Consider the following 14,989-nt stretch of genomic DNA (forward strand, 5'->3'; position numbering starts at 1 on the left):
CAGGATGGAGGTATGGATCTTCGCATCTTCACCGAGCCCCAGCAGGGCGCCACCTACGACACCCTCCTCACCGTGGCGAAGGCCACCGAAGACCTTGGATTCGACGCGTTCTTCCGGTCGGACCACTACCTCAAGATGGGCTCCGTGGACGGCCTTCCCGGCCCCACCGACGCCTGGATCACCCTCGCCGGCCTCGCACGCGAGACCAAGCGCATCCGCCTCGGCACCCTGATGACCGCCGGCACCTTCCGGCTGCCCGGCGTGCTCGCCATCCAGGTCGCGCAGGTCGACCAGATGTCCGGCGGCCGGGTCGAACTCGGCCTGGGCGCGGGCTGGTTCGAGGAGGAGCACAAGGCGTACGGCATCCCGTTCCCGAAGGAGAAGTTCGGGCGGCTGGAGGAGCAGCTCGCCATCGTCACCGGTCTGTGGTCGACCGAGACCGGGCGGACCTTCGACTTCCACGGCACCTACTACGACCTCACCGACTCGCCGGCCCTGCCCAAGCCCGCCCAGGACAGGATCCCGGTCCTGATCGGCGGACACGGCACCACCCGTACGCCCCGGCTCGCCGCCAGGTACGCCGACGAGTTCAACATGCCGTTCGCCTCGATCGAGGACAGCGAGCGGCAGTTCGGGCGCGTCCGGGCCGCCGCCGAGGAGGCCGGCCGCAAGGGCGACGAGCTCGTCTACTCCAACGCCCTTGTCGTCTGCGTCGGCAAGGACGACCACGAGGTCGCCCGTCGCGCCGCCGCCATCGGGCGGGAGGTCGACGAGCTGAAGCTCAACGGGCTCGCCGGCTCCCCGGAGGAGGTCGTCGACAAGATCGGCCGATACCAGGAGATCGGCTCGCAGCGGCTCTACCTCCAGCTCCTCGACCTCGACGACCTGGACCACCTGGAGCTCATCTCCTCCCAGGTGCAGTCGCAGCTGTCGTAGAGCCGGTACGAGCGATCCATGCGTCTCCGGTGGATCGGGCCGATGCGGACGGTCCGCCGGATGACGCCCCTCATCGCTTGTGACCGACCCCCACGTACAGGGGTATCTCCTCGCCCCCGTGCCGCTCGCCGAGCTCGGGGTGCCACTCGCAGGCGAGCACCACGCCCGGGTCCACCAGGTCGAGCCCGGTGAAGAAGCCGGCGAACTCCGCGCGGGAGCGCACCTGCGCCGGGGTGCCGCCCTTGCGGTACACCTCGACGACGCGCTCCCAGGTCTCCGGGTCGAAGTCCCCCGTCGCATGGGACAACGTCAGGCAGCTTCCGGGCGCCAGGGGTTCGAGCAGCTCGCGCACGATCCGGCCGGGTTCGTCCTCGTCCACCACTAGGTGCAGCAGGGCCACCAGGGACAGCGCGATCGGCTGCGTGAAGTCCAGGGTTTCCCGCGCCGCCGCGAGGATCCTCCCGGGCTCCCGAACGTCGCCGTGGACGTAGGCCGTCCTTCCCTCGTGTGTGCTGTGCAGCAGGGCCTCGGCGTGCCTGAGGACGATCGGATCGTTGTCGGCGTACACCACCCGGGCGTCGGGGGTGATCCCCTGCACGATCTGGTGGAGGTTCGGCTCGGTCGGAATCCCGGTTCCGATGTCGAGGAACTGGCGCACTCCCCGCTCGGCCAGCAGCCGGGAGGCCCGGTGCATGAACCGGCGGTTGGCCCGCGCCATCTCCCGCACGGCGGGGAACAGGGAGATCACCTGCTCGGCAGCCGCCGCGTCGACCGGGTAGTTGTCCTTCCCGCCGAGGAAGTAGTCGTACATACGGGCCGAGTGGGGCTGGCTGGTGTCGATGGGGGTCGCGCGTAATCCGGCGTCTGTCACGTGAGGCCTCCGCTTCCGGTCATACGTGGGCGATCGGTCGTGCGTTGTTCGAACACCCGGACGGTTGTGGAGGCTAGCGAAAATTTACGGGTGATGCCGATGCCCGCTCTGTACGGTGTGCGTATCCGCAGTTCAGACCCCTACTCCAAGGCCTGCCCACCGTGTTCCTGACCATCACCACCACCGGCACTCCAGAGCGCCCGGCCACCGACCTCGGCTACCTGCTGCACAAGCACCCCGAGAAATCCCAGGCGTTCTCCACCTCCTACGGCAAGGCCCACGTCCTCTACCCGGAGGCGGACGCCGAGCGCTGCGCGGCGGCGCTCCTGCTGGAGGTCGACGCGGTGGCGCTGGTCCGGCGCGGCAAGGGCAAGGGCCGGGGCGGCGCACCCGACGCGGCGCTCGCGCAGTACGTGAACGACCGCCCGTACGCCGCGTCCTCGCTGCTCGCGGTCGCCCTCAGCGCCGTGTTCTCCAGCGCCATGCGGGGCGTGTGCAACGCCCGCCCCGAGCGCGCCGCCCAGCCGCTGCCCCTGCGCATCGAGGTGCCCGCGCTGCCGGCCCGGGGCGGCCCGGAGCTCGTACGACGCCTCTTCGAGCCGCTCGGCTGGGCGGTGACCGCCGAACCGGTCCCGCTGGACGTGCGGTTCCCCGAGTGGGGCGACTCGCGCTACGTCCGGCTCGTCCTGGAGTCGGAGGCCCTGACGCTCGCCGAGGCCCTGCGCCACCTCTACGTCCTGCTCCCCGTCCTCGACGACGCCAAGCACTACTGGGTCTCCTCCGACGAGGTGGACAAGCTGCTGCGGGCCGGCGAGGGCTGGCTCCCGGACCACCCGGAGCAGAAGCTGATCACCAGCCGGTATCTGTCGCGCCGCTGGTCGCTGACCCGCGAGGCGATGGAGCGGCTGGAGCTCGTACGGCTCGCGGAGGCCGACGACAGCGAGGTCGAGGACATCGACAACGCCGTCGAGGCCGAGAGCGAGGTCGAGGAGAAGCCGACCCCGCTCGCCGTGCAGCGCCGGGACGCGATCATCGCCGCCCTCAAGGCGTCCGGCGCCGCGCGCGTGCTCGACCTCGGGTGCGGGCAGGGCCAGTTGGTGCAGGCCCTCCTCAAGGATCCGGCGTTCACCGAGATCGTCGGCGTGGACGTGTCCATGCGGGCGCTGACCATCGCCGGGAGGCGGCTGAAGCTGGACCGGATGGGGGAGCGGCAGGCCTCGCGTGTGAAGCTCTTCCAGGGCTCCCTCGCCTACACCGACAACCGGCTCAAGGGCTACGACGCCGCCGTCCTCAGCGAGGTCATCGAGCACCTCGACCTGCCCCGGCTGCCCGCCCTGGAGTACGCGGTGTTCGGCTCGGCCCGCCCGAGGACCGTCCTCGTGACCACCCCGAACGTCGAGTACAACGTCCGCTGGGAGTCCCTCCCGGCCGGGCACGTCCGGCACGGCGACCACCGCTTCGAGTGGACGCGCGACGAGTTCCGGGCATGGGCGACGGCGGTGGCCGAACGGCACGGATACGGCGTGCAGTTCGTGCCCGTGGGGCCGGACGACCCCGAGGTGGGGCCGCCCACACAGATGGCCATTTTTGAAATGAACACAGCCGACATGAACACCGGCACCCAGAACAACCTGAACGACGAGAAGAAGGAGGCGAAGGCCGCATGAGCGAGACCACCCAGGCACCCCAGGGACGGGTCCTGCCCGTCACCGACCTCTCCCTCGTCGTCCTCGTCGGCGCCTCCGGCTCCGGCAAGTCCACCTTCGCCCGCCGGCACTTCAAGCCCACCGAGGTGATCTCCTCCGACTTCTGCCGCGGCCTGGTCTCCGACGACGAGAACGACCAGAGCGCGACCCGGGACGCCTTCGACGTCCTGCACTACATCGCGGGCAAGCGCCTGGCCGCCGGCCGCTGTACGGTCGTCGACGCCACCAGCGTGCAGCAGGACGCCCGGCGGCAGCTGATCGACCTGGCCAAGCGGTACGACGTGCTGCCGATAGCCATCGTGCTCGACGTACCGGAAGAGGTGTGCGCCGAGCGCAACGCGGCCCGCACCGACCGGGCCGACATGCCGCGCCGGGTCATCCAGCGGCACATCCGCGAACTGCGCCGTTCGGTCCGGCAGCTGGAGCGCGAGGGCTTCCGCAAGGTGCACGTCCTGCGCGGTGTGGAGGACGTCGAGAACGCCACCGTCGTCACCGAGAAGCGCTTCAACGACCTCACCCACCTCACCGGCCCCTTCGACATCGTCGGCGACATCCACGGCTGCGCCTCCGAACTGGAGACGCTGCTGGGCAAGCTGGGCTACGTCGACGGCGCGCACCCGGACGGCCGCACCGCCGTCTTCGTCGGCGACCTCGTCGACCGCGGCCCGGACAGCCCGGGTGTGCTGCGCCGCGTGATGTCGATGGTGAAGTCGGGCAACGCGCTGTGCGTGCCGGGCAACCACGAGAACAAGTACGGCCGTTACCTCAAGGGCCGCAAGGTCCAGCACACGCACGGACTCGCCGAGACCATCGAGCAGATGGAGGGCGAGAGCGAGGAGTTCCGGGCCGAAGTACGGGAGTTCATCGACGGGCTCGTCAGCCACTACGTACTCGACGGCGGCCGGTTGGTCGTCTGCCACGCCGGTCTGCCGGAGAAGTACCACGGCCGTACGTCGGGACGGGTCCGCTCGCACGCGCTGTACGGCGACACCACCGGGGAGACCGACGAGTTCGGGCTGCCGGTGCGCTACCCGTGGGCGGAGGACTACCGAGGCCGCGCGGCTGTGGTGTACGGCCACACTCCGGTCCCGGAGGCCACCTGGCTCAACAACACGATCTGCCTGGACACCGGCGCCGTCTTCGGTGGCAAGCTGACCGCGCTGCGCTGGCCGGAGCGGGAGCTGGTCGACGTACCGGCCGAGAAGGTCTGGTACGAGCCGGCCAGGCCGCTGCGCAGCGAGGCGCCCGGCGGGCACGACGGGCGACCGCTAGACCTGGCGGACGTGCACGGGCGCAGGGTCGTCGAGACCCGGCACCAGGGCCGTGTCTCGATCCGTGAGGAGAACGCGGCGGCGGCCCTGGAGGTCATGAGCCGTTTCGCGGTCGACCCGCGTCTGCTGCCGTACCTCCCGCCGACCATGGCGCCTACGGCGACCTCGCACATCGAGGGCTACTTGGAGCACCCGGCGGAGGCGTTCGCCCAGTACGCGCAGGACGGCGTCGAGCGGGTCGTGTGCGAGGAGAAGCACATGGGCTCGCGGGCCGTCGCCCTGGTGTGCCGGGACGCGGAGGCCGCCCGCAAGCGCTTCGGGGTCGACGGTCCGACAGGGTCGCTCAACACCCGTACCGGACGCCCGTTCTTCGACGACGAGTCGGTGACGGAGACGATCCTGGAGCGGGTCCGGGCGGCGGCCGGCGAGGCCGGTCTCTGGGACGACCTCGAGACGGACTGGCTGCTGCTCGACGCCGAGCTGATGCCGTGGTCGCTGAAGGCGTCGGGCCTGCTGCGCTCGCAGTACGCGGCGGTCGGCGCCGCCTCCGGGGCCGCGTTCCCGGGTGCGCTGGCCGCGCTGGAGGGCGCGGCGGCCCGCGGCGTCGATGTGTCGGACCTGCTGGCACGCCAGCGCGAACGGGCCTCGGACGCGGCCGCGTTCACGGAGGCGTACCGCCGCTACTGCTGGACGACGGACGGCCTGGACGGCGTGCGCCTGGCCCCGTTCCAGATCCTGGCGGTCCAGGGCCGCAGCCTCGCCGCGCTCCCGCACGACGAGCAGCTCGCGCTTCTCGACCGGCTGGTGGAGCACGACGGCAGCGGGCTGCTCCAGACCACTCGGCGGTTGTACGTCGACACCGGGGACCCGGAGTCGGTGCGGGCCGGCGTCGACTGGTGGCTGGAGATGACGGGCCGCGGCGGCGAGGGCATGGTCGTCAAGCCGCTGGGCGCGGTGGTACGCAGCGGCGAGGGCCGTCTGGTGCAGCCCGGCATCAAGTGCCGGGGCCGTGAGTACCTGCGGATCATCTACGGTCCCGAGTACACGCGTCCGGACAACCTGGACCGCCTGCGCAAGCGGTTCCTCAACCACAAGCGGTCCCTCGCCATCCGCGAGTACGCGCTGGGGCTCGAGGCCCTGGACCGGCTGGCCGAGGGCGAGCCGCTGTGGCGGGTGCACGAGGCGGTGTTCGGGGTGCTGGCGCTGGAGTCGGAGCCGGTGGACCCGCGGCTGTGAGCCGGGGGTCCAGGGCAACGGAGGGCGGGAGGACCCTGCGGTCACCCGTCCTCCGTGCGTCCGCAGGGAGACCGCCGGCTACCACCTCGCGCTGCGCCGCACACAGAGCCGGCGCGGTGTACCTCGCCGCCGGGGACCCGGCCACCGCGCTCACCCGGTACGCCGACGAACTGGCCATCGACTCGACCGAACCGCAGGCATTCGCCGGTTGGATCGTCGCCCGTGCCGCTCTCGGCCCGGGCGGCGCCGCCCGCCGTATGCTCGCCCGTCCGGAACCGGTCCGGCTGCCGCCCGGCGTCTGACCACGTCCAGGGCGTCCGCGTCAATCCACCAACCGCAGCCGTTCCCCGCACACGCCCACCCGCACCGTCTGCCCCCACGTCAGGTCCATGGCGTCCGCCTCCATCCCGTCCCCGAAAGCCACAAGACGCTCGGATTCGACGGTGACACGGAGGCGGTTCCCGGTCGAGAGTTCCCCGGCCACCAGCGACGTACCGGTGGCCGGGGACGGCCAGGCCTCGCGGACGTACCACAGCAGGCGTTCCTCCGTCGGGGCGGGCAACCGCAGCCGCCCTCCCCGCTCCTGCCACACCGACCGGATCCACCCGGTCGCCCCCGTCCCGGTGCCGATCAGCACCCCGGACGAGGCCTGGGCCTCGACGACACCCCCGTCGTCCTCCAGGCCCAGGCGGTATCTCGCAGTCTGGTGTCCGACGGCGCCCAGGTAGATCTCGTTCAGCGCCACGAGGCGCTGGGTGTCGTCGGTGACGGCCTCGACCATGATGAGTTCGTCGCACGGGACCCCTCCCGATTGCGTGGCGGCGAGCAACGGGCCGGCGTCCGCGGGCCGGTGACGCACCAGGACACCCGGGTTGCGGCCGGGGTCGGTGTCGATGCCCAGCACCGGCTGTCCGGCGAGGTACTTGGCCACGTTCGCGACCAGCCCGTCCTGCCCGACCACGACCACCACGTCCTCCGGGGCGAACAGGAACCGGTCCAGGTCGGCCCGCTCCACCCGGGCCTGACGCCAGGTCAGGGGGATCGCCGAGGTCACCTCCGTCAGCGCCCGGCGCGCTCGGTGGTGGCGTTCCGCGATCTCCCCGATGTCGCGGCCCCGGGACGAGAGGAAGAAGGCGGCCTGGCCGTGCGTGCCGTGCCGGGCCACCAACTCCTCGTACTCCGTGGTGCGATGGACGAGGACGGCCCGCGGCGCGAGGCTCACGCCTGTTCCTGGGTGCCGAGCCTGGCCAGCAGCCCCGTCAGCACGTCCGGCGACACCGTCACGCTGTCGATCCGCGGCAGGTTCTCCGCCAGCCGTGTCCCGGTGAGGGCGTGCAGCGTCGCCACGTCCACCTCACCGTGCACCCGCAGCCAGGCCGCCTGCGCCTGCGCCCGCGCCTCACCGACCTCACGCGCGCCCTCGGCCTCGGCCCGGGCCAGCCGCACGGACCGGGTGGCCTCCGCCTCCGCGAGCCGTACGGTCCGTGCCGCCTCCGCCTCGGCCCTGACCGCGTCGGCCGCCGCGTGCTCCTCGGCCTCGCGGCGCGCGTTCGTGCCCCGCTGATCCACCAACTGTTCCTCGCGGCGGGCGAGTTCGATCTGGCTGGCCAGTTCGTTCTCGGCGATGGCCCGCTCCCGCTCGACGGCCACCGCCCGGCGCTCGTACGTCGCCCGGTCCGCCTCCTGCTGGATCTGCTCGCGGGCCGGGGTGCGCAGCGCCCGCTCGACCTCGGGCTCCGGGCGCAGCGCCATGACGCGTACGGCGACGACCTCGATGCCGGTGGCCGGGAGGCGGGGCTCCCGGGCCAGGCCCCCTGCGATCCGCTCCCGCACATCCGTGACCCCGTCGACCAGGGCCGCCGACAGGGACGTACGGGCCAGGACGTCCAGCGCGTGCTGCTGGGCCGTCTCGGTCAGCAGTGTGCCCAGCTGCTCCAGCGGGCTGCCTCGCCAGGCGCCCGTGTCCGGGTCGATGGAGAAGTCCAGTCGGGTCGCGGCCACTGCGGGGTCGCTGATCCGGTAGGTGACCGTCGCCTGTACGGACACGTCCTGGAAGTCGGACGTACGGGCATGGAAGGTCATCGCCAACTCCCGGTCGTCGACCGGGACTTCGGAGAGCGCGGCGGTCAGTGCCCGGAACCAGAAGCTGAGCCCGGGCCCGTCGTGCAGCAGCTTTCCGCCGCGGTGGTGGCGGATGTGCGCCGTGGGCGCGCCGCGCAGATGGCGCCAGCCGAGGCGCCGGGTGATGTCGGCCATGTGATCCCCTCCGTGAGAGCGCGCCGCACGTGTCGTACGCGAATCCCCTCCGCACTTCTCGTCATCCAGACGATATTCGGGGGGCGTGGTTGTCGTCAAGAGGACGAAAACAAGATGGGGGCAAGTAGGGGGTGAACGCGGCCCCCGATGGTCAGGATGGAGGCATGGCATTCCATGTCGACTCCGAGGCCGGGCGGCTGCGCCGCGTCATCCTGCACCGGCCTGATCTCGAGCTCAAAAGGCTCACCCCCAGCAACAAGGACGCGCTGCTCTTCGACGACGTGCTGTGGGTGCGACGGGCGCGCGCCGAGCACGACGGGTTCGCCGATGTGCTGCGGGACCGCGGCGTCATCGTCCACCTCTTCGGCGACCTGCTCACCGAGGCCCTGGAGACCCCGGCGGCCAGGAAGCTCGTCCTCGACCGGGTCTTCGACGAGAAGGAGTACGGGGTGCTCGCCACCGACCACCTCCGTGCGGCCTTCGAGGGCCTGCCCTCGTCCGAACTGGCCGAGGCGCTCGTCGGCGGCATGACCAAGCGGGAGTTCCTGGAGGCGCACCCCGAGCCGACCTCCGTGCGCTTCCATGTCATGGAGCTCGACGACTTCCTCCTCGCGCCCCTGCCCAATCACCTCTTCACCCGTGACACCTCCGCCTGGATCTACGACGGTGTCTCCGTGAACGCGATGCGCTGGCCCGCCCGGCAGCGCGAGACCGTGCACTTCGAGGCGATCTACCGGCACCACCCGCTGTTCCGCGACGAAACGTTCCCCTTCTGGTCCGAGGGGCAGGCGGACTACCCCTCGACCATCGAGGGCGGGGACGTCCTGGTGATCGGCAACGGGGCGGTTCTGATCGGCATGAGTGAGCGGACGACCCCCCAGGCCGTCGAGATGCTCGCGCACAAGCTGTTCGCCGCCGGGTCGGCGCAGACGATCGTGGCCCTCGACATGCCCAAACGGCGCGCCCTGATGCACCTCGACACCGTGATGACGATGGTCGACGGCGACGTCTTCACCCAGTACGCCGGGCTCGGCATGCTCCGCTCCTACACCATTGAGCCGGGCGCCGGCGACAAGGAGCTGAAGGTCACCGACCATCCGCCGGAGCACATGCACCGCGCGATCGCCGCCGCCCTGGGGCTGAGTGAGATCCGCGTCCTGACCGCGACCCAGGACGTCCACGCCGCCGAGCGCGAGCAGTGGGACGACGGCTGCAATGTGCTGGCCGTCGAGCCGGGTGTCGTCGTCGCCTACGAACGGAATTCCACCACCAACACGCATCTGCGCAAGCAGGGCGTCGAGGTGATCGAGATTCCGGGCAGCGAGCTGGGGCGGGGGAGGGGAGGGCCGCGTTGCATGAGTTGCCCGGTCGAACGGGCGGCCGTATAGAAATGCCTAACGTCGTATAGACTTCCAGAGTCCCTGTTCTCGTCCCTCTGGAGCGCCCCCATGGCGACTGTCCCGACCGCCCTCGCCGGCCGCCACTTCCTCAAGGAGCTCGACTTCACCGAGCAGGAGTTCCGTGGGCTGGTCGAGCTGGCCGCCGAGCTGAAGGCCGCCAAGAAGGCCGGGGTCGAGACGCAGTACCTGCGGGGCAGGAACATCGCGCTGATCTTCGAGAAGACGTCGACGCGTACGCGCTGCGCGTTCGAGGTGGCGGCCGCCGACCAGGGCGCCTCGACGACGTACCTGGATCCCTCGGGCTCGCAGATCGGTCACAAGGAGTCCGTGAAGGACACCGCGCGCGTGCTCGGGCGGATGTACGACGGGATCGAGTACCGCGGGGACAGCCAGCAGAAGGTGGAGGAGCTGGCGGCGTTCGCGGGCGTGCCCGTCTACAACGGCCTGACCGACGACTGGCACCCCACCCAGATGCTCGCCGACGTGCTGACGATGACGGAGCACAGCGGCAAGCCGCTCAAGGAGATCGCCTTCGCCTACCTGGGCGACGCCCGCTTCAACATGGGCAACTCCTATCTGGTCACCGGCGCGCTGCTCGGCATGGACGTACGGATCGTCGCGCCCAAGGAGTACTGGCCGAGCGACGAGGTCGTGGCCCGCGCACGCAAGCTGGCGGAGGGCAGTGGCGCCGCCATCACACTCACCGAGGACGTCACCGAGGGGGTCGGTGGCGCCGACTTCGTCGCCACCGACGTGTGGGTCTCCATGGGCGAGCCCAAGGAGGTCTGGGACGAGCGGATCGCTGCGCTCGGTCCTTATGCGGTGACCATGGACGTGCTGCGCGCCACCGGTAACCCGGACGTCAAGTTCCTGCACTGCCTGCCGGCCTTCCATGACCTCGGCACCAAGGTGGGGCGCGAGATCTACGAGCGCCACGGCCTGGAGTCGCTGGAGGTGACCGACGAGGTCTTCGAGTCGGCGCACTCGGTGGTGTTCGACGAGGCGGAGAATCGGATGCACACGATCAAGGCCGTGCTGGTGGCGACGCTGGGGTGAGTCGCTTCGCAGCCCCGCGCCACCAGGGCGTCACAGGGGTCGGCGCTGAGCGGGTACGGTCGGCAGCCGGAACCACACCGCCTTGCCTGAGTCCGTCGGGCGGTGGCCGCAGGACGAGCTGAGGGCTCGGATCAGGAGCAGGCCCCGCCCATGCTCCTGCCAGGGGTCGGGGTCGCCGTGGACGGGCCGGGTCAGATTGCCCGGCGGTGCCGGGTCGGGATCGTGTACCTCGACCTGGCAGCCGGACGGCAACAGCTCCACCACAAGCTCTATCGGGCCGTCGCCAGCAGTGTGCTCCACGGCGTTCGCGACCAGCTCCGCCGTGAGCAGCTCCGCGGTGTCGCTGTCGGCGGCATGCTCCAGCTCGGCCAGCGCCGTACGGACCAGCGCGCGGGCGACGGGAACGGCCGCCGCGGTGTGCGGCAGCGCGATGCGCCAGGAGGCGGAGGCTGGCGGGCGATCTTGCAAGGCGGGTCCGTTCATGAGCAGGCTGTCCTGCTTTCAACCTTATGAATGGTACGGCGCCACCCGGCAGAGGCGTCCGAGGGGCACCGTTCGGGACCTTCGGCCCCGACTGCTGTGCGGCTTACCCAGGTGAACAGCCGGCCTCGCGCAGTCGATCCCGCCGTTACGGGGGCGTCGACGATCCGTGACGGATGTGACCGGGTCAGGTCACACCCGAGATCGGACCCGAACGGGTTATCGCGCGCTCGTGACGACAGTCAAAGTTGGGTGATAGCTTCGAGGGATAGAGCTCGAAGGGTAGAGCTCAGTGAGCCAGTGCCCGCCGTCCGCCCGAGGAGGCCGCACATCATGAGTCCCTTCACCGGCTCCGCCGCCCGCACCTTCGACTGGGAGCATCTGCGGGTCGAGCACGCCGACGGGGTCGCCACCGTCACCCTCGCCCGCCCCGAGAAACTCAACGCGCTCACCTTCGGCGCCTACGCCGACCTGCGCGACCTGCTCGCCGAACTGTCCCGGGAGAAGGCGGTACGGGCTCTGGTGCTGGCCGGCGAGGGGCGCGGTTTCTGCTCCGGCGGCGACGTCGACGAGATCATCGGCGCGACCCTGTCCATGGACACCGCCCAGCTCCTCGACTTCAACCGGATGACCGGCCAGGTCGTGCGGGCCGTACGGGAGTGCCCCTTCCCGGTGATCGCGGCGGTGCACGGGGTGGCGGCGGGGGCAGGAGCGGTACTGGCCCTCGCGGCCGACTTCCGCATCGCCGACCCCAGCGCCCGATTCGCCTTCCTCTTCACCCGGGTGGGCCTGTCGGGTGGCGACATGGGCGCGGCCTACCTGCTGCCGAGGGTGGTCGGGCTGGGCCACGCGACCCGCCTGCTGATGCTGGGCGAACCGGTACGCGCCCCGGAGGCCGAGCGGATCGGCCTGATCAGCGAGCTCGTGGATGAGGGCCGGGCAGACGAGGCCGCCCAGACCCTCGCCCGCCGCCTGGCCGACGGCCCGGCACTGGCGTACGCCCAGACGAAGGCGCTGCTGACGGCCGAGCTGGACATGCCGCTGGCGGCGGCGGTGGAGATGGACGCGTCGACGCAGGCCTTGTTGATGAACGGCGAGGATTACGCCGAATTCCATGCCGCCTTCACGGAGAAGCGCCCGCCGAAGTGGCAGGGGAGGTAGGGGATGTTTCCGGCGGACGGGAGTGTGCCAACGCAAGGGGCGCGGGGCTGTGTTGAATTTGCGGCTACCGCCGCCTGGGCGCGACCAGCCCCTGGCGGCCCGCAGTCGCCGACGACGACGAGCCACCCCCTACGAGTCGCGATCATCGGCGGCGGCCCCGGCGGCCTCTACGCCGCAGCCCTGCTGAAACGCCTCGCCCCCGACCGCGAGGTCACCGTCTGGGAACGCAACGCCCCCAACGACACCTTCGGCTTCGGAGTGGTCCTCTCCGACGAAACCCTCGGCGGCATCGAACACGCCGACCCAGCCGTCTACGAGGCCCTCCAACAACACTTCACCCGCTGGGATGACATCGACATCGTCCACAGAAACACCCGCCAAACCTCCGGAGGACACGGCTTCGCGGCACTGGGCAGGAAACGACTCCTGCAGATCCTCCACGACCGCTGCCGCACCCTCGGCGTAGACCTCCGCTTCCGCACCGAGGCCCCGCCCCCCGCCCGGCTGGCGGAAACGCACGACTTGGTCATCGCCGCGGACGGTGTGCACAGCACCACCCGCGAGGCGTACGCCCATGTGTTCCGCCCCTATGTGGCCGAACACCACTGCCGCTACATCTGGCTCGCAGCGGACTTCGCCTTCAAAGCCTTCCGCTTCGAGATCGCCGAGACCGAGCACGGCGTGATGCAACTGCACGGCTACCCGTACGCGGCCGACGCCTCCACGGTCATCGTCGAGATGCGCGAAGAAGTGTGGCGAGCCGCCGGATTCGACGAACTCGACGAACAGGGGTCCGTGGAGCGCTGCGCCAAGATCTTCGCGGAGGCGCTCCGCGGCCGGCCGCTCAAGTCCAACAAGTCGGCCTGGACCACCTTCCGCACCGTCGTCAACGAACGCTGGTCCCACGGCAACATCGTGCTGCTCGGCGACGCCGCCCACACCGCTCACTTCTCCATCGGCTCCGGCACCAAGCTCGCCGTCGAGGACGCCCTCGCGCTCGCCGCCTGCCTGGAGGAACAGCCTTCGCTGGAGCGGGCGTTGGCGGCGTACGAGGACGAGCGCAAGCCGGTCGTCGCCTCCACCCAGCGCGCCGCCCGGGCCAGCCTGGAGTGGTTCGAGAACCTCGGCTTCTACCTCGACCAGCCGCCCCGCCAGTTCGCCTTCAACCTCCTCACCCGCAGCCGCCGCGTCACCCACGACAACCTGCGCCTGCGCGACGCCCACTTCACCGAGGCCGTGGAGCGCGACTTCGGCTGTCCGCCGGGCACGCCCCCGATGTTCACCCCGTTCCGGCTGCGCGGCCTGACCCTGCGCAACCGCGTCGTCGTCTCCCCGATGGACATGTACTCGGCCACCGACGGCGTCCCCGGCGACTTCCACCTCGTCCACCTCGGCGCCCGCGCCCTCGGCGGAGCCGGCCTCGTGATGACCGAGATGGTCTGCGTCAGCCCGGAGGGGCGCATCACCCCCGGCTGCGCCGGCCTCTACACCGGCAGGCAGGCCGACGCCTGGAAGCGGATCGTCCAGTTCGTGCACACTCAGGCGCCGGGAACCGCGATCGGTGTGCAACTCGGCCACAGCGGGCGCAAGGGCTCGACGAAGCTGATGTGGGAGGGCATGGACGAGCCCCTGGACGACGGCAACTGGCCGCTGGTGGCCCCGTCCCCGATCCCCTACAAGCCGTACAGCCAGACCCCTCGCGAACTCGGCCGCGCCCAACTCACCGACATCCGCGAGCAGTTCACCGCCGCCGCCGGGCGCGCCGCCCGGGCCGGCTTCGACCTCCTCGAACTGCACTGCGCACACGGCTATCTGCTCTCCGGCTTCCTCTCCCCGCTCACCAACCGGCGCACCGACGCCTACGGCGGCTCCCTCGAGAAACGCCTCCGCTTCCCGCTGGAGGTCTTCGACGCCGTACGCGGCGTATGGCCCGAGGAACGGCCCATGACCGTCCGTATCTCCGCCACCGACTGGGCCGAGGGCGGTACGACGGCCGAGGAGGCCGTGGAGATCGCCCGCGCCTTCGCCGCGCACGGTGCCGACGCGATCGACGTGTCGACCGGGCAGGTCGTGGCCGACGAGCGGCCGGAGTTCGGGCGGTCGTACCAGACGCCGTACGCGGACCGGATCCGGCACAGCACCGGCCTGCCGGTGATCGCCGTCGGTGCGATCTCCTCCTGGGACGACGTCAACTCCCTGATCCTGGCGGGCCGCACCGACCTGTGCGCCCTCGCCCGCCCGCACCTCTACGACCCGCACTGGACGCTGCACGCGGCCGCCGAGCAGGGCTACGACGGTCCGGGCGTCGTCTGGCCGGCCCCGTACCGGGCGGGCAGCCGCCGGCCGCAGACCGGACGCACGGACGCCCCCAAGCCCCGCCTGACGCTCGGGACTTGAGGGCGTAGTGCCGCCTGCCGTGGGGAGGTCCTCTACTGCTCGGCCATCCCCGCGGTCAGCGTCGCCCCGTCCGCCGGGTCGATCAGGAGGAACGCGCCGGTGCGCCGGGAGACCGCGTAGGCGTCGAGCGCGAGCGGTTCGGCCGTGCGGAGGGTGATCCGGCCCAGGTCGTTCGCGGTCAGCTCGGCCGCGCCCGACAGGTCCTCGTCCTGGTCACCG

Annotated in this window: 12 protein-coding genes and 1 pseudogene; 8 read left to right on the forward strand and 5 right to left on the reverse strand. The window is 71.0% G+C overall.

All coding sequences use genetic code 11. From position 1 onward, the window contains the following. The first annotated feature begins 12 nt into the window (after window positions 1-12). The gene (locus IF78_RS0110955; protein WP_031480528.1) at window positions 13-936 is read left to right on the forward strand and encodes an LLM class F420-dependent oxidoreductase; all 924 of its coding nucleotides are present in this window, start codon (window positions 13-15) and stop codon (window positions 934-936) included. 70 nt (window positions 937-1,006) lie between these two features. Here IF78_RS0110955 and IF78_RS0110960 read toward each other — a convergent pair whose 3' ends face one another. Next, complete coding sequence (locus IF78_RS0110960; protein WP_031480526.1) at window positions 1,007-1,807, reverse strand: SAM-dependent methyltransferase; 801 nt, start codon at window positions 1,805-1,807, stop codon at window positions 1,007-1,009. Window positions 1,808-1,968: 161 nt separating this feature from the next. On the opposite strand from IF78_RS0110960, the gene IF78_RS0110965 reads away from it, so the two are divergent. The 3 genes from IF78_RS0110965 (at window position 1,969) to IF78_RS0110975 (ending at window position 6,322) form a co-directional block, all read left to right on the forward strand. After that, on the forward strand, window positions 1,969-3,474 hold the full coding sequence (locus IF78_RS0110965; RefSeq protein ID WP_031480524.1) for a 3' terminal RNA ribose 2'-O-methyltransferase Hen1: 1,506 nt from the start codon (window positions 1,969-1,971) through the stop codon (window positions 3,472-3,474). After that, window positions 3,471-6,020: a polynucleotide kinase-phosphatase gene (locus IF78_RS0110970; protein WP_031480522.1), complete on the forward strand. Its 2,550-nt coding sequence runs from the start codon at window positions 3,471-3,473 to the stop codon at window positions 6,018-6,020. The genes IF78_RS0110965 and IF78_RS0110970 overlap by 4 nt, the downstream gene beginning before the upstream one ends. Window positions 6,021-6,136: 116 nt before the next feature. Next, window positions 6,137-6,322: a hypothetical protein gene (locus IF78_RS0110975; RefSeq protein ID WP_031480520.1), complete on the forward strand. Its 186-nt coding sequence runs from the start codon at window positions 6,137-6,139 to the stop codon at window positions 6,320-6,322. A 20-nt stretch (window positions 6,323-6,342) separates the two neighbouring features. On the opposite strand, the gene IF78_RS0110980 is transcribed toward IF78_RS0110975, so the two are convergent. After that, a complete protein-coding gene (locus tag IF78_RS0110980; protein ID WP_031480518.1) occupies window positions 6,343-7,242 on the reverse strand; it encodes a diacylglycerol kinase catalytic domain-containing protein in 900 nt (299 codons plus the stop codon). Then, the gene (locus IF78_RS0110985) at window positions 7,239-8,276 is read right to left on the reverse strand and encodes an SPFH domain-containing protein (protein ID WP_031480516.1); all 1,038 of its coding nucleotides are present in this window, start codon (window positions 8,274-8,276) and stop codon (window positions 7,239-7,241) included. Before IF78_RS0110985 ends, IF78_RS0110980 begins: the two co-directional genes overlap by 4 nt. A gap of 164 nt (window positions 8,277-8,440) precedes the next feature. Between IF78_RS0110985 and IF78_RS0110990 the strand changes: the two genes are divergently transcribed. Together IF78_RS0110990 and argF are read left to right on the forward strand one after the other, a co-directional pair. Beyond that, complete coding sequence (locus tag IF78_RS0110990) at window positions 8,441-9,664, forward strand: arginine deiminase (RefSeq protein WP_031480514.1); 1,224 nt, start codon at window positions 8,441-8,443, stop codon at window positions 9,662-9,664. A 60-nt stretch (window positions 9,665-9,724) separates the two neighbouring features. After that, window positions 9,725-10,732: an ornithine carbamoyltransferase gene (argF, locus tag IF78_RS0110995; RefSeq protein ID WP_031480512.1), complete on the forward strand. Its 1,008-nt coding sequence runs from the start codon at window positions 9,725-9,727 to the stop codon at window positions 10,730-10,732. Window positions 10,733-10,762: 30 nt separating this feature from the next. Here the strand turns inward: argF and IF78_RS0111000 are convergent, their stop codons facing one another. Then, window positions 10,763-11,215, reverse strand: a complete 453-nt coding sequence (locus IF78_RS0111000; RefSeq protein WP_031480505.1) for an ATP-binding protein — start codon at window positions 11,213-11,215, stop codon at window positions 10,763-10,765. 330 nt (window positions 11,216-11,545) lie between these two features. On the opposite strand from IF78_RS0111000, the gene IF78_RS0111005 reads away from it, so the two are divergent. Together IF78_RS0111005 and IF78_RS0111010 are read left to right on the forward strand one after the other, a co-directional pair. Next, on the forward strand, window positions 11,546-12,373 hold the full coding sequence (locus tag IF78_RS0111005; protein WP_031480503.1) for an enoyl-CoA hydratase family protein: 828 nt from the start codon (window positions 11,546-11,548) through the stop codon (window positions 12,371-12,373). Window positions 12,374-12,376: 3 nt separating this feature from the next. Then, window positions 12,377-14,770, forward strand: coding sequence for a bifunctional salicylyl-CoA 5-hydroxylase/oxidoreductase (locus IF78_RS0111010; RefSeq protein WP_031480501.1), 2,394 nt, complete (start codon window positions 12,377-12,379; stop codon window positions 14,768-14,770). Window positions 14,771-14,802: 32 nt separating this feature from the next. Here the strand turns inward: IF78_RS0111010 and IF78_RS50825 are convergent. Further along, a pseudogene (locus IF78_RS50825) lies at window positions 14,803-14,952 on the reverse strand (elongation factor 1-alpha C-terminal domain-related protein); the annotation flags it as partial. Window positions 14,953-14,989: the final 37 nt, after the last annotated feature.

This window comes from Streptomyces bicolor, from assembly GCF_000719285.1.
GTDB classification, from domain to species: Bacteria; Actinomycetota; Actinomycetes; order Streptomycetales; family Streptomycetaceae; genus Streptomyces; species Streptomyces bicolor.

Coding starts and splice junctions, on each gene's coding strand:
- IF78_RS0111000 (WP_031480505.1), bottom strand. CDS start 11,215: ATGAACGGACCCGCCTTGCAAGATCGCCCGCCAGCCTCCGCCTCCTGG.
- IF78_RS0110970 (WP_031480522.1), top strand. CDS start 3,471: ATGAGCGAGACCACCCAGGCACCCCAGGGACGGGTCCTGCCCGTCACC.
- IF78_RS0111005 (WP_031480503.1), top strand. CDS start 11,546: ATGAGTCCCTTCACCGGCTCCGCCGCCCGCACCTTCGACTGGGAGCAT.
- argF (WP_031480512.1), top strand. CDS start 9,725: ATGGCGACTGTCCCGACCGCCCTCGCCGGCCGCCACTTCCTCAAGGAG.
- IF78_RS0111010 (WP_031480501.1), top strand. CDS start 12,377: ATGTTTCCGGCGGACGGGAGTGTGCCAACGCAAGGGGCGCGGGGCTGT.
- IF78_RS0110985 (WP_031480516.1), bottom strand. CDS start 8,276: ATGGCCGACATCACCCGGCGCCTCGGCTGGCGCCATCTGCGCGGCGCG.
- IF78_RS0110990 (WP_031480514.1), top strand. CDS start 8,441: ATGGCATTCCATGTCGACTCCGAGGCCGGGCGGCTGCGCCGCGTCATC.
- IF78_RS0110955 (WP_031480528.1), top strand. CDS start 13: ATGGATCTTCGCATCTTCACCGAGCCCCAGCAGGGCGCCACCTACGAC.